The organism is Microcoleus sp. F10-B2 (assembly GCF_036704965.1).
Lineage (GTDB): Bacteria > Cyanobacteriota > Cyanobacteriia > Cyanobacteriales > Microcoleaceae > Microcoleus.
The window spans coordinates 1-20,276 of the sequence record NZ_JAUBTB010000111.1; the positions used below are offsets into that span (position 1 = coordinate 1).

The following is a 20,276-nucleotide window of genomic DNA, read 5'->3' on the forward strand; positions in this document are numbered from 1 at the left end:
AACTTTTGTTGCATCTGTGGAAAAAATCCTGAAAGAATTTGGAGAAAACTATGTAATTAATTTTGTCTAGCTACTTATCCCTTTACACATATAAAAGCTGATTGGCAATTTCATCAGCCGTTAACGTATTTAATAGAATAGCAACCCGTTGGACAATTTCATAGGCGTTCTTTTGAGGAGTCACAATAATTCCAGAATGTTCCCATCCTTCTGTCATATATTCTAGGTGTAATAGCTCAAAATCCACGCGATTGTGAGTGAGCAAACATCGATCGACAGATGCAGCATAAGCCAATTGTTGGCTATCCAATTGACTCAACATTCCCTGTTCGCTGGTTGTCGTCACATCAAAACCCCTAGCCCGCAGCAAAGTCGCTACCAGCCTAGAAACATCTTCATCTGTATGAATAGTTGCAAATAGTTTCACAGTTTTTTCATGGCCGCTTTCACAGCAGGATGAATCAATTCTTCGGGAATTCGATTGCGCTCAATATAAGTATTTATTTCTTCCTGGTTGTCCAAATAAAAGCTCAGTGCGTCAAAAATTTGAGCTAATTTCAGATGAGGTAAGTGCATCGGGATTTCTTCAGGAGTAATACCCAAACGCCACAACTCCACGATCGCACGAACGGAAGTTCTCGTTCCTGCGATAATTGGTTCCCCTTGCAAGATTTCAGGGTGACGTGCGACATAACGCGAAGCAGATTGTGTAGTCATGGGAGATTAACCGGACACATCGATCTTGATTATAACTTACGCTAAAACGCCATTAGGTCGATCGCACTTTAATATAACCGAATTTTGATTTTTCAAATGTTAAGCTTATTTAACTATAAAGCCTGGTTTCGCTGCTACTTTCAGTGAGGGAAAATACATGAAAATTCGAGAATCTCAAGGTAAGAGCGTCTGGAACCATTCTGAGGGTTGGTGCTGCGAGCCTCTTGACCCCATACCGCCCGGTCATATTGCCCTAGCCGTTGAAGCGATAGATATTAATCTTGTAGATTGGGATATCGAAGAAATTGGGGAAAAAGCAGGTTTTGATATTCAGTACAAATACACGGGAGTGAATGACCCGAAAGATTCATCTTTAGCTTGCGTAACTCAGTTTGTCGGCATTTATGAAGACTCGTCAAAGCTCGATCGCGATGTGGAAGTTTTGATTGCAGCCGGCATCCCGCGTCATTTATTTAAAATACTGACTGACAACGATGACATTGATTTGAAGCCTGTCACGCAATACCTCAAAGCAGTTTCATAATGTCTTGAGTGTAGCGCAATTGTTCTTTTTCCGAAAGTGCGTGAAGCGGAGCTATCCCGTAGGGAATCGCCCTTTTTTCCAAAAGTGCGATCGCCCTTATCTAACTTCTCTTCTCCTCACATTCCTAAGCAACTGCAAGTTCATATTGCAGAACTAAGATTTCATCAGCTTTCAACATAGCCATAGCATATTCACTCCCTTGACTATCAGCAAACTCCACTAAATACTGACATTCCTTTCCCGTCTCATACACTTCAACAATAGTTCCCACAAGTCCAACTGGCAAACTAGAAATAGATGCGTATTCTGGTTCCACTAGCGCTAATCGCGTATTTGAAATCGGCTTAAGAATCGCAACAGAATCCAAAACTCTAAAGTGTTTCATCATAGTTTAAGAAAAGCTGAAATTCAACAACGGTTAGAATTAGTTGAAGTAATTTTCCATAAGTACCTTCTCAAGGTTTTAGGGGCAGGTTTAGTTAGGATATACGCGATCGCACCGAGTTTACCCCTTTCACGCACCCGCCCTCCCCACGCTAGGATTTACACCTTACTTGGGCCTTAAATTCGCGCTGCTAAACTCAGAAGCCACAATCATCGACCCAATCCCCGCATCCGTAAATATTTCTTGCAGCAAAGCATGAGGAATTCGACCGTCAATAATGTGAGCACCCTTCACACCCTGAGCCAAACTCCGCACACAACAATTAACCTTCGGAATCATCCCCCCAGACACAACTCCCGACTCAACCAACTCTCTCGCTTCCTGAATATCCAACTTAGCAATCAGACTCTCCGGCTTGTGATAATCCTCTAAAATTCCCGCAGTATCAGTCATCAAAATCAACTTTTCGGCTCCCAAACCAGCCGCAATTTCCCCAGCCACCGTGTCAGCATTAATGTTGTAAGATTGACCTTTTTCATCCGCCGCCACGCTCGACACCACCGGAATATAACCGCTGTTCACCAAAGATTCCAAAATCTGGATTTTCACGCCGCTGACTTCACCCACAAACCCAATTCCCTCGCGGCCGTCAGGACGAGCTTGAATCAGATTGGCATCCTTGCCGCACAATCCCACTGCTTTGCCGCCAGCTTGGTTGATTAACGAAACAATTTCTTTATTTACTTTCCCCACCAAAACCATTTCTACAACTTCCATCGTCGCCGCATCAGTCACTCTCAAACCATCCTTGAATTGCGGCTCAATTCCCAATTTTTCCAGCCAAATATTAATTTCCGGGCCGCCGCCGTGAACCACAACCGGACGCATCCCCACGCAAGCTAGCAGCACAATATCCCGAACCACCTTGTCTTTGAGAGTGCTATCTTTCATCGCCGCACCGCCATATTTGACCACTATGGTGCGACCGGCAAAGTGTTGAATGTAAGGCAGTGCTTCGGACAGCACCTCTACTCGATTAGTGTCCGAATTCCTAACAAAATCGCTTTGTTTGAGCATGGGTAAATTACAAAAGACTAAAAACTTAATTCTAAACTTTAATGGCTAAAGCACATATCAACAGCCACAAAAATCACTTTTTGCCTTGAATTTATCTACGCGCAGGCTCGATCGCCCTTATTGAGCCCAATCCTCTAAATCTTCATAGGTTTTTTTAATAACATTATTAAAAATAATGTATTATAACTTATACATTTTTTGCTAAAGTCAAGAAATGTATAGCTCCCTTGATTTACTTAACGTTTTATGTTAAATGCTGTCGCCCCGGACTCCGAAAACCTTCAGTACAAGCTAGCATCAGAGGCTGACTCGTCCCCCCGGATGACGGTATTTTGCGATTTAGACGGGCCGATCGTCGATGTGTCCGATCGCTACTACACCACCTATCAACAGGGATTGGCCGACACTCAAGCAGCTTATCTTGCTAGGGGAATCAACCTCAACCTTCAAATACTCAGCAAACCACAGTTTTGGCAAATGAAACAAAACCGAGTGCCCGATGCTGAAATAGCCAAAAGTTCCGGCTTGTCGGGAGAAGAAATTCACGTTTTTCTCGGATGCGTAAGTCGGATTGTCAATCAGCCAGACTTGTTGCACTTAGATCGCATCCAGCCGGGAGTGCAATGGGCGATCGCACTTCTTCATTCCCGCGGCGTGCGGCTGATTTTAGTCACCCTGCGGCCGAGAAATCAAGCCGTTCAACTGTTGCAAAATTACGGTTTAGCCAGACTGTTTACCTGCATTCGGGGAACTCAGATGTCGGATGCCGCCTATCACAACTATACAGCTTTAAAAACCGAATTGTTGGCTGAAGTTGCAGAAGAATTTGAGTCATCCTTGGGTTCCGCTTGGATGATTGGAGATACCGAAGCAGATATCCTCGCGGGACAAGCATTGGGAATACCCACAATTGCCGTTACCTGTGGCATTCGCAGCCGCTATCAACTGCAAAAGCACCAGCCTAATTTCATTCTCAGCGATTTAATTATTGCGGTTCATCACTTATTAGGTTCGGCACCACAAGTAATAGTAGAATGACAACAGTTAACTGTTGACCAATAAACATCTCCAACAAATAAAGAATCATGCGATAGCTTTAATCTTAAAAAATAATTTTCCCTTAACTTTTTAGATCTTTCACCAATGGAGCAAGATTTTCAGAGAACTGTTGCCTTCTTCTTTATTAGATCAGGTAAAAAAAAATGATTCTGAATAGCAATCGGTTCTTCAAATATTGAGTGAATTTGAGTTGCGGGGTAGATAGCTATGAACAGCCAATAGAAAGACCTACAGACTATAAAGAGCAAAAAAAATACTATTCAGGCAAGCCACCGAAAAGACCTACCTTAAAAAATCAAATAGTGGTGATGCCGAATGGCAGGGCTGTTTCATTCTCAGGAAAACCAGCCTTTTGTAGGGGTCGTGCTCCCGTGCCGACCCTCCCCATCCACGATTTGTTAGGCGTTTCACTCTCTTGGGGCAGGCACGGGGGGCAGCCCCTACAAGAGAATGAAACAGCCCTGTGCCGAATGGCAAAGAAATCGTTGATGTAGTAGTTGGAGAAAATGGCTGTCTGCCCCTAAAGGGCCGTCCGCCATAAACCAAGCGGGGAGAAGATTTAGAAGTTTTTGGAGATGTCTATTGATACTCAAACCCCCGAAAGCAATATTTCCCGACATTCCCGCTCACAACAATTAAAGGTTTTGACAAAATCTTGACAGTTACAAGTAAAGTAATATATCATGCTCTCAAATGTGTTGATGCTCATCTACACACCTAAAGCAAACCTTGAACACCGCATAATTCCCTTGATGTGTGTCGATGCCATATGCAGTAAGCTTTTCAGGGTGTAAAATAGATGTTTTTGAGACGAGAAACCTCCATAGCGTACCTTGCGCGTGTCCCCTAGGAACGAGGATGTAGCGGAACGCCATAGACGAATAAGACCATCCTTTTACTGAGTTGTTGTTGTCAGCCCCAACTTCAGCCGGAGGCAAGTTCCCAGGCATGGAGTGGTATAACACTTTTAAGTAAGTACATAAATTGTCTCTAAGTCAAATTTTGGCAACACAGCAAAAATGAAGGAAATATTCAACAGTCTTTTGTATCCATTTCAAATACCATTTTTGACCTCATCTCAAATTTATTGGTTGTATGTGCTTTCAACTGTTTTACTGGCGACAATACTATATATATTTGGTTCAGCAAATCGGGACAAAGGGGAAAATTTACTAGAATACCTTTTACCTAAAGAAGTTTATTTACATCCTTCATCTATTACTCAATACAAATATTTTTTTTTTATTTCCTTGTTCCAGATATTTTTCGTAGTGCCAACAACACTATTTGTAGCAAACGTTGCCGATATAACTTGCCAAATTTTGATACAAATTACGGGGATCACCACACCTTTTGTCGTCACGAGTCCCCAATTATGGCAGCATATCATATTCAGCATTTTTGTAGCATTATTAGGTGACTTTGCTAATTTTTTATACCATTCTCTGGCTCATAAAATTCCTATTTTGTGGGAATTTCATAAAGTGCATCATTCAGCCGAAGCTATCACACCATTGACTGTATATCGCATTCATCCATTCGAGCTTTTTTTAGGTACAATAACGATTGTTACAATCACTAATTTAGGAGCGGGCATCTGGACTTACTTATTTGGGAACGGGATGAAAGAGCTATTAGTTTATGGAGTCAGCTTTGAGATTTTTATCTTTTATTTAGCAGGATATAACTTGCGTCATTCTCATATCTGGTTAGCTTATCCTCAGTGGCTCAGCCATATTTTTATCAGTCCAGCACAACACCAAATTCATCATAGTGTAGACCCCAAACATTATGATAAAAACTTTGGTTATATATTCGCATTTTGGGACTGGATGTTTTGCTGTTTATACGTACCAAGTAACTATGAGAAACTGAGCTTTGGTTTACCAAATGAAGAATCAAATTTGTTTAATAGTGTCACCAATATATTTTTACAGCCTTTGAAAGCAATTGGCAAGAGAATCAGCAAAAACTCAGTCTAATCAAAATGCCTATTTAACTCACTGTTGATATTTTCCCATCTGGCATTTACTCAATCGAGAACAGCTAGAGGTGGTCAAGTATAATAGTACTGATTCCAGCCACTAAAAAATAGTTATTCCCGTCATTTTCTGGCAGTTAATATGAACAAAGCACCCTTAGATTAACGCCATCAGACCACTGTCTTTAATAAAAATTCAGACCTAACAACAGAAATGAAATATTATCAAAACAAGTGTATTCATCAGGTGTTTGCAGAGCAGGTAGAAAAAACACCTGACGCAGTAGCAGTCGTATTTGAAAACCAGCAATTGACCTACAGAGAATTGAATGCAAAAGCTAATCAACTGGCACATCACTTGCAAGCGATGGGGGTAGGTTCAGAGGTATTGGTGGGTCTATGCGTAGAGCGCTCTATTGAAGTAATTACAGGAATTCTCGGTATCCTCAAAGCGGGTGGAGCTTATGTTCCCTTAGACCCTGCTTATCCCCAAGAACGTCTGGCATTTATGTTAGAGGATACTAACTTAAAAGTGCTTTTAACTAAAACAGAGTGGATAAAGATACTACCTGTTACTACCGCTTCAGTGATTTTTCTTGATGCAGACTGGCAGAAAATTGAGCAACAAAGCCAACAGAACCCAGTGTGTGATGTGACACCGGAAAACCTCGCTTACTTAATATATACTTCTGGCTCTACTGGCAAGCCAAAAGGAGTACAAATGCCTCATGCCAGTGTTTGTAGTTATATTAAGGCGATCGCTAAAATAATCCCAGTCAGTAGCCACGATATTTATCTCCACACAGCATCTTTCTCATTTACTGCCTCAGTCAGACAAATATTCTTGCCTTTATCCCAAGGTGCTACAAGTATCATTGCCACCCGTGAACAAACTAGAACTCCCCTGAGCCTATTTGAATTAATCCAAACGCAGGGTGTCACTATCTCTGATGGTGTACCTTCCGTGTGGCGTTATGGATTAATGGCTTTAGAAAGCTTAGATCAAAAATATACAAAAGCACTGAGCGAATCAAAATTAAGATTAATAGTATTTGGTGGCGAATTACTACCCTATCAATTAATTAAAAAGTTACGCAACCTGTTTCAAACACCACCCCGCTTTTTTAATATTTTAGGTCAAACAGAAACTATTGGACATGGTTTTTATCCCATTCCAGAGGACTGCAACCTGGAAGAGGGATATGTCCCAGTCGGTCATCCTTTAGAAAAGATTCAGCAGGTTTATGTACTCAACTCCCAACTTGAGCTAGTAAAAATTGGTGAGTCTGGTGAACTACATATTGCAGGTTCTACCTTAGCTCGTGGCTATCTAAACCGGACTCAAGCGAATGCTGAAAAATTTATTGATAATCCTTTTGAGCCACAAAAACGACTTTTCAAAACTGGCGATGTAGCTCGCTACTCCAGCAACGGTACTTTAGAAATTCTTGGTCGGATCGACTTTCAGGTAAATATTCGAGGGATGCGAGTTGAACTGGAAGAAATCGAATCTGTATTGAAACTTCATCCCAATGTCCGGGAAGGTATAGTCACCGTTAGAGAAGATATCCCAGGAGACCAGCGCCTAATAGCCTATATTGTAGCTAATAATCAAACCTCTAATTGGGGAGAAATCCGCATTTTTTTAGAGCAAAAACTACCAGATTATATGGTTCCTAATGCCTTTGTGCTGATGGAGAAACTGCCAGTATTACCCAACGGCAAATTAGACCGCAACAGTTTACCTGCACCAAATATATCTGCTGATATTCATAACTTTGTGGCGCCCCGTACCCCAAAAGAACAAGTTATAGCTAAGATTTGGGCGGAAGTTTTAGGATTAGAAAAAGTAGGCATTTATGACAACTTTTTAGAATTGGGAGGGCATTCGCTGCTTGCCAGTTTAGTTATATCTAGATTGCGCGAAGCCTTATCTGTGGAATTATCGGTTAGCGTTTTCTTTGAATTGCTTACTGTAGCCAGTTTAAGCGAAAATCTTGAAGATTACTATTATCACAACCAGCAAAATGAAACCTTACCAATATTAGAGTCAATTGACCGTTCTGTTGAATTACAATTATCTTTGATTCAGCAGCGATTTTGGTTTCTCGACCAAATGGAAGGGGCAAATGCTGCCTATAATATTGCCAGAGCGTTGCGTTTAGTTGGTCGGCTGAATTTAACAGTACTCCAACAAGCTATAGATTCAATTATTCAACGCCATGAAACCCTGCGTACTTCCTTTGGCATGGTAGATGAAAAACCAGTGCAATTTATTGCTGCAACTGTACCATTTACTTTACCATTAGTGGACTTACAAGAATTACCAGAAGTTGCGCGACTGACTGAATTACAAAGATTAATTACCGCAGAATATACACAAACTTTTGATTTAAGCACAGCACCTTTATTAAGAGTTAAAATCATTCGCCTAGAGTCAGATTCCCACGTCCTGCTGGTAACAATGCACCACATCATCTCTGATGCTTGGTCAGTAGGAATTTTTCTCAAAGAATTGTCTAGTTTCTATGCCGCTTCTCCCTTACCAGATTTGCCGATTCAGTATGCAGATTACGCTGACTGGCAGCGTCAGTGGCAGCAAAATGATATTATCACCACCCAGCTAAACTACTGGAAACAACAATTAGCAGATGCTCCACCTGTAATAGAATTACCAACAGATCACCCACGTTCTGCTATGCAGATATTTCGAGGTAGTATCCAGAGGTTTAATTTGGGTGATGACCTAACAAACAAACTGAAAACCCTCAGTCAGAAGTCAGGCGCTTCCCTATTTATGACTCTCCAAGCGGCTTTTGCGACGTTGCTTTATCGCTACACTGGTCAGGAAGATATTGTCATCGGCTCTCCGATTACTAACCGCAACCGTCCAGCCCTTGAGCCATTAATTGGTTTTTTTGTCAACACTCTGGTTTTACGCACCCGCTTAGAGAACAACCCCACATTTAAAGAACTACTAGCTCAGGTACGACAGGTTGCTCTTGATGCTTACACTCACCAAGATATACCTTTTGATCAATTAGTTGAAGTTCTCCAACCACAACGTCACCTCAGCCATAGTCCGCTATTCCAGGTGATGTTTGTATTGCAAAATTCCCCAGTGGAAAAACCAAAACTGCCAGATTTGAGTGTAACGCAGATCGAATTAGATAGACCGACAGCAGGTGCAACTTTTGATTTAACTCTGTCAATGCAAGAAATAGACTCAGAATTGAGGGGGGCATTTGAATATAATGCCAACTTGTTTGATGCTGAGACTATTCAACGCATGATGATAAATTTCCAGATATTACTGAAAAATATTGTAATTAATCCCCAAACAGAGATAAGTACTTTACAAGTTACTTCTGTAGCCGAATTACTTCAAATAGAGGAATGGAGTCATGCTTAACAGTAACGAATTACTAACACCAAACTACAGCAAATTGATTACTAATTTATTTGTTGTTATAGATTCATCTGATTGGCAAGCACTACCGGATATTTTTCACCCTGGCATCATTTATGAACGTCCTGCTTATCAGCCTTTCGTTGGTATCGAGCGATTACTGGTGTTTTATCGACAAGAAAGGATAATCCATTCAGGTAAACATCATATCGAAAACATCATCACTGAGAAAAATTGCGCTGCTTGTTGGGGTCGGTTTATTGGTCTTGGTAAAGACGGCAGCAAAATTGATGTGTTATTTGCCGATACATACTCTTTTCAAATCGGAAAGATTTACACTCGCAGAACTCACTTTTTTACAGCAGCAGTATAAATAAAAATAGGCAAGTATTATGCAGAGCAACTTTCAAAGCTATCAATGTATCCATAAGATTTTTGAAACACAGGTTTTACAACAAAACTATGCTACAGCACTAATTTACAAAGACCAACAACTCTCTTACTCTGAACTAAACCGCCGTGCTAATCAGTTGGCACATTACTTACAAAAACTGGGTGTAAAACCAGATGTACCAGTAGGTATCTGCGTGGAACGCTCTCTAGAGATGGTAATAGGACTGTTAGGAATTCTTAAAGCAGGGGGAGCCTATGTACCACTAGATCCAATATATCCTCCAGAGCGGCTAGCTTTTATGTTGGAGGATGTTCAGACACCAATAATCTTAACTCAACAGCAGTGGGAACATAAATTTCCAGCACATTTAACCCCAAAATTGGTTGATATTGATTTAGATTGGGAAATTATTTCTCAAGAAAGTCAGGAAAATCCTAGTAGTGAAGTCAGCCCTGAAAATTTAGCCTATATAATATATACATCTGGCTCTACAGGACAACCAAAGGGAACAGAAATTCCCCATCGCAGCATTATTGGTTTTATGTTTGGGGTCGATTACCTGCGGTTAGACTCAAAACAAACTTTTCTACAATATTCATCTATTTCTTGGGATGCTCTAACCCTAGAACTTTGGCCAGCACTTCTTCATGGTGGTCGCTGTGTTCTTTACCCAGGAACTATCCCCACACCCGATGATTTAATTCAGGTAATTCAGCAGTATAGCGTTAGTATTTTATGGCTGACTTCTGCGTTGTTTAATACTATTATTGATTACATTCCTGAAGGATTATCTGGTGTTCAAGGATTGCTAATTGGTGGGGAAGCAATTTCCTTACCTCATGTTCGTCGCGCTATGGAGCTTTTACCTTCAACACAAATTATTAATGGGTACGGTCCTTCAGAATGTACAGTGTTTAGCTGTTGTTATCCCATTCCTCGACCCCTGGACGAAAATGTTAGGTCAATTCCCATTGGTAGGCCTATAGGAGATAGGAAAGTTTATCTGCTAGATTCATATTTAAATAGAGTTCCAATTGGTGTTGCTGGCGAAATTTGCATTACCGGACCCAGTTTAGCACAAGGGTATGTGAATAAACCAAAATTGACGGCAGAAAAGTTTATTAATAATCCTTTCATCACAGGGGAACGCCTTTATAAAACTGGAGATTTGGGGCGCTTTTTACCAGATGGAAATATTGAATTTCTGGGACGCATTGATCACCAAGTTAAAATTCGCGGGTTTCGCATTGAACTGGGAGAAATTGAAACGCTATTGAGCCAACATCCCCAAGTTCAGCAAACGGTGGTGATTGTTCGAGAAGACAACCCAGGAAATAAATATTTAACAGCTTATATTGTGAGCGCAACAGAAACATTGACCAGTAGTAAATTGCGTCATTTTCTGAAAGAACACCTGCCTGAATATATGATACCAGCGGCTTTTGTGATGCTCAAAGCCTTACCTCTAACTCCTAATGGTAAAGTTGATCGTCGGGTTTTGCCAAAGCCAGAGACAACAAATTCAGAACTAGAAGCCGCTTTTGTTGCACCCCGTACTTGGCTAGAAGAACAACTAGCCGAAATTTGGTGTACAGTGTTATGTCGGGAGAAAGTAGGCATCTACGATAACTTCTTTGAATTGGGGGGACACTCTCTCCTGCTAACATCTGTAATATCTCGCATTCAACAAACTTTGTCCATAGCACTTCCTCTGAGTTCTCTATTTGCAGCACCTACTATAGCTGAACTTAGTCAAGTAATAACTGCTCTTCAGATGGAGATGGAGAAACAGAGCGCAAGTGGTATGACATTTGACACCTTACCACCTCTTGTCCCTCAATTCCGAGACACATATATCCCACTGTCTTTTGCACAAGAGTCTATATGGTGTTTACAGCAATTAGATCCTGAGAGTTACGCCTACAATAGCTTTTTTATTTTACATTTCACTGGCTCTCTTTCTGCAAGTGTGTTGGAGTCTAGCTTCAATGAAATGATTCGTCGTCATGAAATATTACGCACAGCCTTTAGTATAGTAGAAGGTCAACCCGTACAAATCATTACCCCATCCCTGACCATACCGTTGGAGATCATAGACTTACAAAACCTACTTCACAGAGAGCAAACATCTGAAGCACAAAGACTTGCTGCGCTGCAATATCAGCACCATTTTGATCTAGCTTCAGTCCCTCTGATCAAAACAACTTTGTTGCGATTAGCTCAACAGGAATATTGGTTGACAATAAATATGCACCATCTTATTACGGATGGGTGGTCATTTAGCCTGTTGTTGGACGAGTTACGAATACTCTATGCAGCTTTTGCCAATGGTTTACCTTCACCCCTACCCGAATTACCTATTCAGTACGCAGATTTTACCCTCTGGCAACGTTCATGCTTTAATCAAAAGGTAATAGAACAGCAACTTGCTTATTGGCTGCAAAAACTGACTAATCCTTCACTAGCACTAGCATCTGATGTGTTGTCTAGCAATCAGCTACAGGTGAGTAACAACAGCACAAGCGCATCTGTTTATTCTGTAGTTCTGCCAGCTAGTCTTGTGGCATCAATCGAAGCCCTCAGCCGCTCTCTAGGAGTCACTATCTTTGTCATCATTCTGACTGCTCTGAAGATACTTTTGTTTAAGTACAGTGGGAAAAAAGAAATTTTAGTAATGACAACAGTTGGTAATCGGAGTGCAGTCGAAACTGAAAAAATGCTCGGTTGCTTTATCAACGATGTAATTTTGCGATCGCATCTCTCCCCTGAGCAAACAGGACTTACTCTTTTAGAAGAGATCAAAGAAACCCTCACAGAAGCAATCAACAATAAAGAGATTGCTATTCAAACAGTCATTGACTCTATCACAAGCAAACAACCAATTAACATCTCCGCATCCCTGACTATGCTACCTCCACAAAATTTGCATGACTGGAGCTTAGATGTAGATTTTGTATCAATTAAGCGCGATCGCAGTTTGTGGAACGAGGAAATTCCTTTAGAGATTTATGTTTCTTCACCTTCTGTAAATAATCCAACCATTGAAATAAAAGTCTTTTACAGAACAGACTTATTTACAAATGAAACCATTGAGTATCTGTTTAGCTATTACCAGGAAATTCTCCAGAAGCTCGTCCAACATCCAACTAGCCAGGTTTCTGAATTTGAAAAGGATCTAAGTCTTTAAGGTTGTCCTAATTACCCTGGTAACTGCCATTCTTACTGGCGTGTAGCAGGTAAATGAGAAATAAATGCTACATTTAGTGATGAGGCTTGGCCACAAATTCACCAATAATTACTGTTGCTATGTTAGAAAACGGCCCACCAGAGTTGGAACAACAGCCCAGATTTGGATCATCTTTATTTAAGTGGACTGAGTATTTCTCCAGTCAGGAAGGAGAGATAACTCAAAGCATGAGTACTTTTATCTTGATCTGGTTTGGTCAAGTGTTATCTTTAGTTGGCTCGCGCACAACCACTTTTGCTCTCAGTATTTGGGTTTACCAGCATACTAACTCAACTACCCAATTCACTCTCCTGATTCTATCAACGACCTTACCAGCGATTCTTATCTCTCCCATTGCTGGAGTGTTTGTCGATCGCTGGAGTCGTCGCTGGATTATGATTATTAGTGACTTCTGTGCTGGTCTGTGTACCCTAACTATTGCCTTGTTATTTGTTAGTGGTAATTTAGAAGTCTGGAATCTGTGCCTAATTAGTGCTCTTAGTTCTGGTTTCAGTGCTTTTCAAGGGCTTGCCTATTCATCAGCGACTACATTACTCGTACCTAAAGAACAACTTGGTCGTGCTAGTTCGATGACGCAGATCAGGTTGTCTATTGCAGAAATCCTCTCACCTGCGCTGGCAGCTGCACTGCTGGCAACTATCCAAATTCCGGGAGTTGTTGTCATTGATTTGATAACTTTGTGCTTTGCTCTGGTGTGTTTGCTAGTGGTTAAATTCCCTGAATTTCAGACCACAGAAGCTAATCGAGAGGAGGTTGGGTTGTTCTCTTCATTCTGGCAAGAAGTGACCTTTGGATGGCATTATTTGATCGAGCGCCCTGGACTTATTGGCTTAGTAGTTTTTATTGCTATCAGCAACTTTCTCATTGGTAGTGATGAAGCTCTAACCACACCTATGGTACTTTCCTTCACCTCAATGGAATCTTTGGGGACAATCTCTTCTATTGCTAGTTCTGGAATGTTAGTCGGCAGTTTCATTATGAGCATTTGGGGGGGCATAGAGCGCCTGATCAATACCATATTTATCTCAATGTTTTTTTTGGGTTTATTATATGTGTTAGCGGGCTTGCGCCCTGAGCCAATTCTGTTTACTATCTCTGAGTTCTTTATATTTTTTATAATCCCAATCGTTAATGGTGCAATCCAAGTAATTTACCAAAAGAAAGTTCCTCCTGAAGTACAAGGAAAGGTCTTTGCATTCCGCACTGCGGTTACTCAGGGTTTTCTGCCGCTTTCTTATCTGATTGCAGGGCCACTAGCTGACCAAGTTTTTGAACCGTTGATGGCTGCGGATGGGTTGGGAGCAGCCAGTATTGGACAAATTATTGGTGTTGGGCATGGTCGCGGTATTGGTTTGATGTTTATCATTATGGGCATATTTAGCATCGTTTTCACCTTCATTGCCTACTTGTATCCCCGTCTGCGTCTGCTGGAAGATGAGTTACCGGATACAAGTCCTTTCTTGGATCAACTCGACTTTTCACAGGATATAGATGAATGCCTAAGCCAGAAAGTTACCTCTCCTAACTCCTTATGATATGGAGGGTGGTTTCATACAGCAGTAGAAAAATCACAATACTTCTTAGCTAGACTTTATCCAAATCAAACAACGTAATCGGTGTTTTTTGGCAAAAGTTCTAGAGCGTCGGTACATTAGTCACGCATTGGGGTAAAAAACCCGGTAACTTTATCGGGCGTTGCATAATGGAAGTATGAATTGAGGTCAATTTCTGGGGCGTGACAAAGAGGTTTAGGAGATAGACGCAATCAGGGTTGCAGCCCGTATCCCCTGTTGATAAAAGCGACGTTTATTTCGAGTTAACTTCATTAATTATTGGATTTCTAATGAATGCCGATCGAGATACAGCAGATTCCATGTATATGTGGTGCATTACATTCAGTACATCAGCATAAAAAATGAAAGCTTATTCGATCGAGTTTAGTAAAAAAATAGTTAAAGCCTATGAACAAGGTGATACATCAGTCAGGAAAGGAGCCACTCGTTTTGATGTGAGTAAAGCGTTTGTTCAAAAAATCTTAAAACAAAAACAAACGACTGGTCACGTTCAACCCAAAAAACCGGGTGGAAGCGTTAAAAGTGTGTTACACTCGTCCACAACTAAATTGACTCAGAAAATGGTGGAAAAATATCCTGATAGTACCTTATTAGAACCCAAGTGAATATTGGCTAGATAGCTACAAGCAATCTGTCAGTTAAGCGTATGATGTGTCGCGAATTAATCTAACAAAATCTGACGCGAAAAAAAAAGACAATACGGAGTAGTCAATCTGCCACCGATCGAGTGCAACTTTTGAGGTGTTCCTTCTTGGGATAAAGTGAAAAATATCGACCAGAATAACCTGGTTTTTTTGGATGAAATGGGGGTTTGATTGGGGTTGACACGAACCCACGCACGTTCTAAATATAGTAGTAGAGTCTATGATTTAAAACCATTTTATCGGGGTGCTCTCATTCACAGTTATTGGAGCAATCAGCTTAAAAAAAGTAGTAGGATTAATGACGCTCAACGGGTCGATGGATAGTCAGGCATTTGCAGTTTTTGTTGAACACTGCGACGGTGCCAAACTTATGGGATGGTGCAGTCGTTGTTATGGATAATCTACCAGCCCGTAAGTTGGCGGTGATTGAACCACTGATTCAAGCCGCTGGTGCCAGTGTTCTGAATTTATCACCTCCCGAATCCTGACTTTAATCCGATCGAATTATGGTGGTCACAACTGAAAGCTTTTTTACGTAAGTTTTCGCCCACTACTACCACTCCGGGTTGACGTAATACTTGGCGTATGCGCTTGATTTGGTTAATATTAAGCACTTTAAAAACTGGTTTACAAGCTGCTGCTACTGTACTTCATGAACCTGGAATCCGCTGTATCGGGGCATATCGGTTAAGGAGGGTTGGTTTATCCTGACCAATTTAGGCTCTCTCAAGAGTGCGATACAACAAGCGCCACTTTTATCAACGGGCGATGAGGGCTGTAACTCAGATTAGGTCTAGCTCTTAGCTCTCTTTGTCACCCCCCCAGTTAGTAAACTTTACTTCTGGCATTCGTCAATCTCTCAACTCAAAAGACATCTTTAGCACCTCCGTAGAAGAGATTCTAAATACTCTGGAAGCCGACCGTGTACTGATACAGCGTATTCCAGGTTTGTGAAGTGTAGGGACACGGCAGTGCCGTGTCCCTACGGGGATCTCACTATAGGCGGGTGTACTTCATAAATGTGGAATCTGCTGTATATCGCTTCCATCCCGATGGCAAGAGTGGAGAAATCACAGCACAAGCGATCGCATGATAGTTTATTTGTTGGAGAGGTCTAATGACTGAGGACTAATGACTAATAAATAACTAAGATTGTTCTAAATTCCTCGTCATTTCCCACAAGCGATGGAGGGGAAAATAAATCACCGGAGCCCAAAGACTGCTGAGAATAGCAGAACACAAAGCCACTCTCTGGTGCTCGCTCCAAATTTCCAGTAAAGCCCGATCGCCCATAGCCAAAAATTGAATCCCCATCACCGTTTCCGCTACCACTGCCATCCCAAACACAATTAACGCGATCGGAATCGGATCTCTCTCAACAATATCTGCCGGAATGGACCAGGTTTTCAGCAACACCACTGTTAAGACTCCGACAATAACTAGACTCGCAGCGTGGGTGGGATGAGGAGCCGTCATCGCATCTTGAAGAAACCCCAAAACCAGGCCCATGCTAGCAGCTCCCCAAACTGTACGTTTGCGCTTAATACTCCAAGCTACCAACCAAATTAACAGCCAGTTCGGGCTAATTCCCAGCAATTCCATTCCCGGCATCCGAGTGGGCAATATCAGTATGCACAGCATCACAGAAACAAATGTAACGCCGAAGTTGAGAAATTGGCGCGATCGCGAAGACATCCGAGATAAAGCCTTCATTACTGCTTTGCTCCTTCCGACAGTTCCGAAGATTGAGCCTGCGAAGCCTTTTGTTCGATTTGCTTAGAGTGGGGGTAAACCACTGCCCACTCCAGAGAATTCATCGGTGCAGAGAACTCAACAACAGCTTCCGGAGCCGGAGTTTTATTCAGATCCACCGAAACCACTTTTCCCACCGGCAAACCAGGAGGGAACAACTGACTGAAAGAAGAAGTTGAAACCACATCCCCTGGCTTGACATTAGGAACATTATCAAAAAACTCCATCACAGCCTGATTTGGGCCTTTACCGCGCATAAAACCCATGTTACGAGTGCGGGTAATTCCCACACCTAATTGACTCGTAGGGTCGCTGACTAACAGCACCAAGCTAGTATTAGGAGTAACACTGACAACCCGACCTACCAAACCGCCGGGACCCATGACGGTAAAATCTGTTTTGATGCCGTGGTTGCTGCCGCGACCCAAGGTTACTTGCTGCCACCAGTGGTCGGCGCTGCGGCCAACAATAGGAGCTACAATCCCTTTAGGTTTCTTAGCCGAAACGTAACCTAAAAGCTCTTTTAGCTTCTGATTTTGAGTTTCTAATTCTAATAGCTGCGCTTGCAATTCTTGAGTACGCGCCGATATGAGCTGCTCTTGCCCAGAGCCGTTGGCTTGAAACGGACGAGTTACCCAATTGTAAACTTCAAACAGTGGAGCACCTTGTGTTTGTCGAACTCCCCAAGCGGCAGTTACAGCTAAACCTAAAAGGGCAATTGGTAGTCGCAGATCCCACCACCTGCGGAGTGTGTTTTTTAGCATAATTTCAGTAATCTAAAATTGTTATGTCAGGATTTTAGATTTGAGATGGCAGCCGTATTTCTCAATCCAAAATCCCAAATTAGTTAACTACATATTGCGCGACGACTGACCGCTGAAAACCCGTTCCAACTGTTTGTTTTCCAATACCCTACCAGTTCCCAAAACCACGCAACACAGCGGATCGGCTGCCACGTGAGTGACAATTCCTGTTTCGTGACTGATCAGAGTATCTAAACCTTTCATCAGGGCTCCGCCGCCGGCGAGCATAATTCCCCTGTCAATAATATCTGCTGCTAATTCCGGGGGGGTGCGTTCCAAAGTACGCTTGACAGCTTCCACAATTACCGAAAGCGGTTCCGACATACTTTCGCGAATTTCAGGGCCTTTGATTGTAACAGTTCGCGGCAGACCCGAGAGCAAGTGCAAGCCCCGCACTTCCATCATCGCATCGTCATCCTCTGGAGTTGGATATGCAGAACCCAACTGAATCTTAATTTCTTCAGCAGTGCGTTCGCCGATGACCAAATTGTGAACTTTTTTCATGTATTGGACGATCGCCTCGTTGAGTTCGTCGCCGGCTACCCGCACAGACTCGCTGATTACCGTACCTTGCAAACTCAAAACCGCAACTTCCGTCGTACCCCCGCCGATATCTATAATCATATTGCCAGTCGCCTCAGCCACAGGCAGTCCAGCCCCGATCGCCGCAGCGATGGGTTCATCAATTAACCGCACTTCTCTAGCACCTGCCTGAGTAGCCGCCTCAATGACAGCACGCCTCTCTACTCCGGTGACACCGCTGGGGATGCCAATAATGATCCGCGGCGAAACTAAGGTTCTGCCTTCGTGAACTCTGCGGATAAAAGTCTTGAGCATCAGTTCGGCTGTGTCGAAGTCTGCGATTACTCCGTCGCGAAGCGGGCGCAGTGCTATCACATTCCCGGGCGTCCGCCCGAGCATTTTTTTAGCATCTTCTCCAACAGCCAGCGGTATTTTTAAGTCTTGGTCGATCGCCACAACAGAAGGTTCTTGCAGAACAATACCTTTGCCGGACACATAAACGAGCGTGTTAGCAGTACCGAGGTCGATACCCATATCTCTAGATAAGGAAAATCGATTGAGAAGACCCACTGATTTGTACCCCCCCCCAAACTAAAATACTATTGTGTGCAATAATGTTGTTACAAAAGTGTAACCGAGGTGGATTCTATTACGTTTTTCATCCTGAGTCTAGTCAGAAATCTACATTGTCGAGCTCAGGTTGAGCGCCGACTCGCCAATCATCCACAATCAATATGTTCTGGTAAGTGGGTGTAAAATCAGGATGAAGCCCTCATTGGCGCTGTTCCAAGTTCAGTTTGGAGGCTAGCCCGCGCGTGGCAAGGTTTAACTACATCACCGATCGACCACATTCCGGAAAAAGTTTATGAGTCTTAATGTTGTAACTTTAGTAGGCCGCGTCGGCGGCGACCCCGACGTAAAGTATTTTGAGTCGGGTACAGTTAAGTGTAATTTGACGCTGGCAGTGAACCGCAGAACCAAGAACAGCGATCAACCAGACTGGTTCAATCTGGAAATCTGGGGCAAAACAGCGCAGATTGCTGCTGACTACGTTCGCAAAGGCTCTCTAATTGGCGTAACAGGCTCTTTGAAGTTCGATCGCTGGCAAGACCGCAATACCGGTTCAAATCGCTCGAAACCTGTAATTAAGGTAGACCATTTAGACTTGCTGGGTTCCAAACGCGACAACGAGTCGGGTATGTCGCAACACAACAGCGAATTCTAGCGTTTGGGGAATTTGGGAATTAATATTTGTGAATTGGGTGGGTGCTCGTGACTTCAGAAAAGTTAGAAATTGTTCAAACTGAGTACCAAGCTGGGCAAGTAGCTTTTGAGAGCGGCCGGTACGCTCAAGCTGTGCAGAGTTTAGAAACAGCTACCGGTTTAGTCGATCGAAATTCCCGGTTGGGCGGTGAGGTGCAGATGTGGCTGGTGACAGCCTACGAAGCCTCGGGCAATACAGAAAGGGCGATCGAGCTTTGCCGCAAGCTCACCCGCCATCCCCGCCAAGAAACCCGCCAGCAAGCAAAGCGCTTGCTGTTCATTCTCGAAGCGCCCAAACTCACTATCCCTCCCGAATGGATGGTGAAAATCCCCGATTTGGCAGCTTTAGATGAAAATCAATCAATCAGTTTTCAAGCCAATCCGAACGCTGATATCAAGTACGCTAAACCCAAGCCCGCCGTACCAGAACCCGTAGATTTGAGTCAGGTTAATACGAAAGATAATAGGTTTATCTGGGTGGCGTTAATTGCGATCGGGCTAATTTTAGGCGGCTTATTTCTTAGTTATTAATCATTTTTTCATTCCCACAAACTCTATCTCTAGGGTGCGCCGGGCCGCGCACCTTACCCCGACTGAGAGAAGTTAAGCAATGCCTTTTAGCAATTATAAAAGTATCAGCGCCGTCGCCAAAGAATTCCAAATTAAATACCTGCGTGATAATTTCATTGTCGAAACATAATTTGCAATCAGCGACGTTTTTCGGAATGAATTAGAATTGATGGCGTTGCTGAATACAGGTATGAATTCAAGATTTCCCAATTGCTATAAGCCAAGTATGGTGAGTTTTGTAACTTCAAGCAAAAAGTTAAGTATCCGCTCAATAAATCGGGGTAACAGCAAAAAAGAAGGTTCACAATCATAGGCACAGCATGGTAGAATATAAA

Annotated in this window: 18 protein-coding genes; 11 read left to right on the top strand and 7 right to left on the bottom strand. The window is 42.6% G+C overall.

All coding sequences use genetic code 11. From position 1 onward, the window contains the following. Positions 1-82 precede the first annotated feature (82 nt). Together QUA99_RS28405 and QUA99_RS28410 are read right to left on the bottom strand one after the other, a co-directional pair. Positions 83-427, bottom strand: coding sequence for a DUF5615 family PIN-like protein (locus tag QUA99_RS28405; protein ID WP_333243521.1), 345 nt, complete (start codon positions 425-427; stop codon positions 83-85). Beyond that, complete coding sequence (locus QUA99_RS28410) at positions 424-717, bottom strand: DUF433 domain-containing protein (protein WP_333243518.1); 294 nt, start codon at positions 715-717, stop codon at positions 424-426. The genes QUA99_RS28405 and QUA99_RS28410 overlap by 4 nt, the downstream gene beginning before the upstream one ends. 157 nt (positions 718-874) lie before the next feature. Here QUA99_RS28410 and QUA99_RS28415 point away from each other — a divergent pair, with 157 nt between their 5' ends. Next, positions 875-1,261, top strand: coding sequence for a hypothetical protein (locus QUA99_RS28415; protein ID WP_333243515.1), 387 nt, complete (start codon positions 875-877; stop codon positions 1,259-1,261). Between the two features lie 124 nt (positions 1,262-1,385). On the opposite strand, the gene QUA99_RS28420 is transcribed toward QUA99_RS28415, so the two are convergent. Next, positions 1,386-1,649 (bottom strand): DUF4926 domain-containing protein, encoded by a 264-nt coding sequence (locus QUA99_RS28420; protein ID WP_333243512.1) that lies wholly within the window; start codon positions 1,647-1,649, stop codon positions 1,386-1,388. Positions 1,650-1,811: 162 nt separating this feature from the next. Next, positions 1,812-2,723 (bottom strand): acetylglutamate kinase, encoded by a 912-nt coding sequence (gene argB / locus QUA99_RS28425; protein ID WP_333243510.1) that lies wholly within the window; start codon positions 2,721-2,723, stop codon positions 1,812-1,814. A gap of 246 nt (positions 2,724-2,969) precedes the next feature. Here argB and QUA99_RS28430 point away from each other — a divergent pair, with 246 nt between their 5' ends. The 8 genes from QUA99_RS28430 (at position 2,970) to QUA99_RS28465 (ending at position 14,992) form a co-directional block, all read left to right on the top strand. Then, on the top strand, positions 2,970-3,761 hold the full coding sequence (locus QUA99_RS28430) for an HAD family hydrolase (RefSeq protein ID WP_333243508.1): 792 nt from the start codon (positions 2,970-2,972) through the stop codon (positions 3,759-3,761). Between the two features lie 200 nt (positions 3,762-3,961). Then, positions 3,962-4,276 (top strand): transposase family protein, encoded by a 315-nt coding sequence (locus QUA99_RS28435; RefSeq protein ID WP_333243505.1) that lies wholly within the window; start codon positions 3,962-3,964, stop codon positions 4,274-4,276. A 573-nt stretch (positions 4,277-4,849) separates the two neighbouring features. Then, on the top strand, positions 4,850-5,764 hold the full coding sequence (locus QUA99_RS28440) for a sterol desaturase family protein (RefSeq protein ID WP_333243502.1): 915 nt from the start codon (positions 4,850-4,852) through the stop codon (positions 5,762-5,764). A gap of 213 nt (positions 5,765-5,977) precedes the next feature. Continuing rightward, positions 5,978-9,175, top strand: coding sequence for an amino acid adenylation domain-containing protein (locus QUA99_RS28445; protein WP_333243499.1), 3,198 nt, complete (start codon positions 5,978-5,980; stop codon positions 9,173-9,175). Next, positions 9,168-9,545, top strand: coding sequence for a nuclear transport factor 2 family protein (locus QUA99_RS28450; protein ID WP_333243496.1), 378 nt, complete (start codon positions 9,168-9,170; stop codon positions 9,543-9,545). Before QUA99_RS28445 ends, QUA99_RS28450 begins: the two co-directional genes overlap by 8 nt. A 19-nt stretch (positions 9,546-9,564) precedes the next feature. Next, a complete protein-coding gene (locus QUA99_RS28455) occupies positions 9,565-12,753 on the top strand; it encodes an amino acid adenylation domain-containing protein (RefSeq protein WP_333243493.1) in 3,189 nt (1,062 codons plus the stop codon). A gap of 119 nt (positions 12,754-12,872) precedes the next feature. Further along, the gene (locus tag QUA99_RS28460) at positions 12,873-14,348 is read left to right on the top strand and encodes an MFS transporter (protein WP_333243490.1); all 1,476 of its coding nucleotides are present in this window, start codon (positions 12,873-12,875) and stop codon (positions 14,346-14,348) included. 380 nt (positions 14,349-14,728) lie between these two features. Next, entirely contained in the window at positions 14,729-14,992 is a 264-nt protein-coding gene (locus QUA99_RS28465; RefSeq protein WP_333243487.1) for a hypothetical protein, read from the top strand. Positions 14,993-16,177: 1,185 nt separating this feature from the next. Here the strand turns inward: QUA99_RS28465 and mreD are convergent. From mreD to QUA99_RS28485, 3 genes are all read right to left on the bottom strand, one after another. Beyond that, positions 16,178-16,744: a rod shape-determining protein MreD gene (gene mreD / locus QUA99_RS28475; RefSeq protein WP_333243484.1), complete on the bottom strand. Its 567-nt coding sequence runs from the start codon at positions 16,742-16,744 to the stop codon at positions 16,178-16,180. Continuing rightward, entirely contained in the window at positions 16,744-17,547 is an 804-nt protein-coding gene (gene mreC / locus QUA99_RS28480; protein WP_333243482.1) for a rod shape-determining protein MreC, read from the bottom strand. The genes mreD and mreC overlap by 1 nt, the downstream gene beginning before the upstream one ends. Before the next feature lie 87 nt (positions 17,548-17,634). After that, positions 17,635-18,642 carry a rod shape-determining protein gene (locus QUA99_RS28485; RefSeq protein ID WP_333243479.1) on the bottom strand — a complete coding sequence of 336 codons (1,008 nt, stop codon included), beginning with the start codon at positions 18,640-18,642 and terminating at the stop codon, positions 17,635-17,637. A gap of 331 nt (positions 18,643-18,973) precedes the next feature. Between QUA99_RS28485 and QUA99_RS28490 the strand changes: the two genes are divergently transcribed. Both QUA99_RS28490 and QUA99_RS28495 read left to right on the top strand, forming a co-directional pair. Further along, on the top strand, positions 18,974-19,333 hold the full coding sequence (locus QUA99_RS28490; RefSeq protein WP_190738047.1) for a single-stranded DNA-binding protein: 360 nt from the start codon (positions 18,974-18,976) through the stop codon (positions 19,331-19,333). Positions 19,334-19,380: 47 nt separating this feature from the next. Further along, on the top strand, positions 19,381-19,902 hold the full coding sequence (locus tag QUA99_RS28495; RefSeq protein ID WP_333243477.1) for a tetratricopeptide repeat protein: 522 nt from the start codon (positions 19,381-19,383) through the stop codon (positions 19,900-19,902). Positions 19,903-20,276 lie beyond the last annotated feature (374 nt).

Excerpts from the sequence above, each read along its gene's own strand:
- QUA99_RS28410 (WP_333243518.1), bottom strand. The coding sequence starts at position 717 with ATGACTACACAATCTGCTTCGCGTTATGTCGCACGTCACCCTGAAATC.
- QUA99_RS28415 (WP_333243515.1), top strand. The coding sequence starts at position 875 with ATGAAAATTCGAGAATCTCAAGGTAAGAGCGTCTGGAACCATTCTGAG.
- QUA99_RS28420 (WP_333243512.1), bottom strand. The coding sequence starts at position 1,649 with ATGATGAAACACTTTAGAGTTTTGGATTCTGTTGCGATTCTTAAGCCG.
- argB (WP_333243510.1), bottom strand. The coding sequence starts at position 2,723 with ATGCTCAAACAAAGCGATTTTGTTAGGAATTCGGACACTAATCGAGTA.
- QUA99_RS28430 (WP_333243508.1), top strand. The coding sequence starts at position 2,970 with ATGTTAAATGCTGTCGCCCCGGACTCCGAAAACCTTCAGTACAAGCTA.
- QUA99_RS28445 (WP_333243499.1), top strand. The coding sequence starts at position 5,978 with ATGAAATATTATCAAAACAAGTGTATTCATCAGGTGTTTGCAGAGCAG.
- QUA99_RS28450 (WP_333243496.1), top strand. The coding sequence starts at position 9,168 with ATGCTTAACAGTAACGAATTACTAACACCAAACTACAGCAAATTGATT.
- QUA99_RS28455 (WP_333243493.1), top strand. The coding sequence starts at position 9,565 with ATGCAGAGCAACTTTCAAAGCTATCAATGTATCCATAAGATTTTTGAA.
- QUA99_RS28460 (WP_333243490.1), top strand. The coding sequence starts at position 12,873 with ATGTTAGAAAACGGCCCACCAGAGTTGGAACAACAGCCCAGATTTGGA.
- QUA99_RS28465 (WP_333243487.1), top strand. The coding sequence starts at position 14,729 with ATGAAAGCTTATTCGATCGAGTTTAGTAAAAAAATAGTTAAAGCCTAT.
- mreD (WP_333243484.1), bottom strand. The coding sequence starts at position 16,744 with ATGAAGGCTTTATCTCGGATGTCTTCGCGATCGCGCCAATTTCTCAAC.
- mreC (WP_333243482.1), bottom strand. The coding sequence starts at position 17,547 with ATGCTAAAAAACACACTCCGCAGGTGGTGGGATCTGCGACTACCAATT.
- QUA99_RS28485 (WP_333243479.1), bottom strand. The coding sequence starts at position 18,642 with ATGGGTATCGACCTCGGTACTGCTAACACGCTCGTTTATGTGTCCGGC.
- QUA99_RS28490 (WP_190738047.1), top strand. The coding sequence starts at position 18,974 with ATGAGTCTTAATGTTGTAACTTTAGTAGGCCGCGTCGGCGGCGACCCC.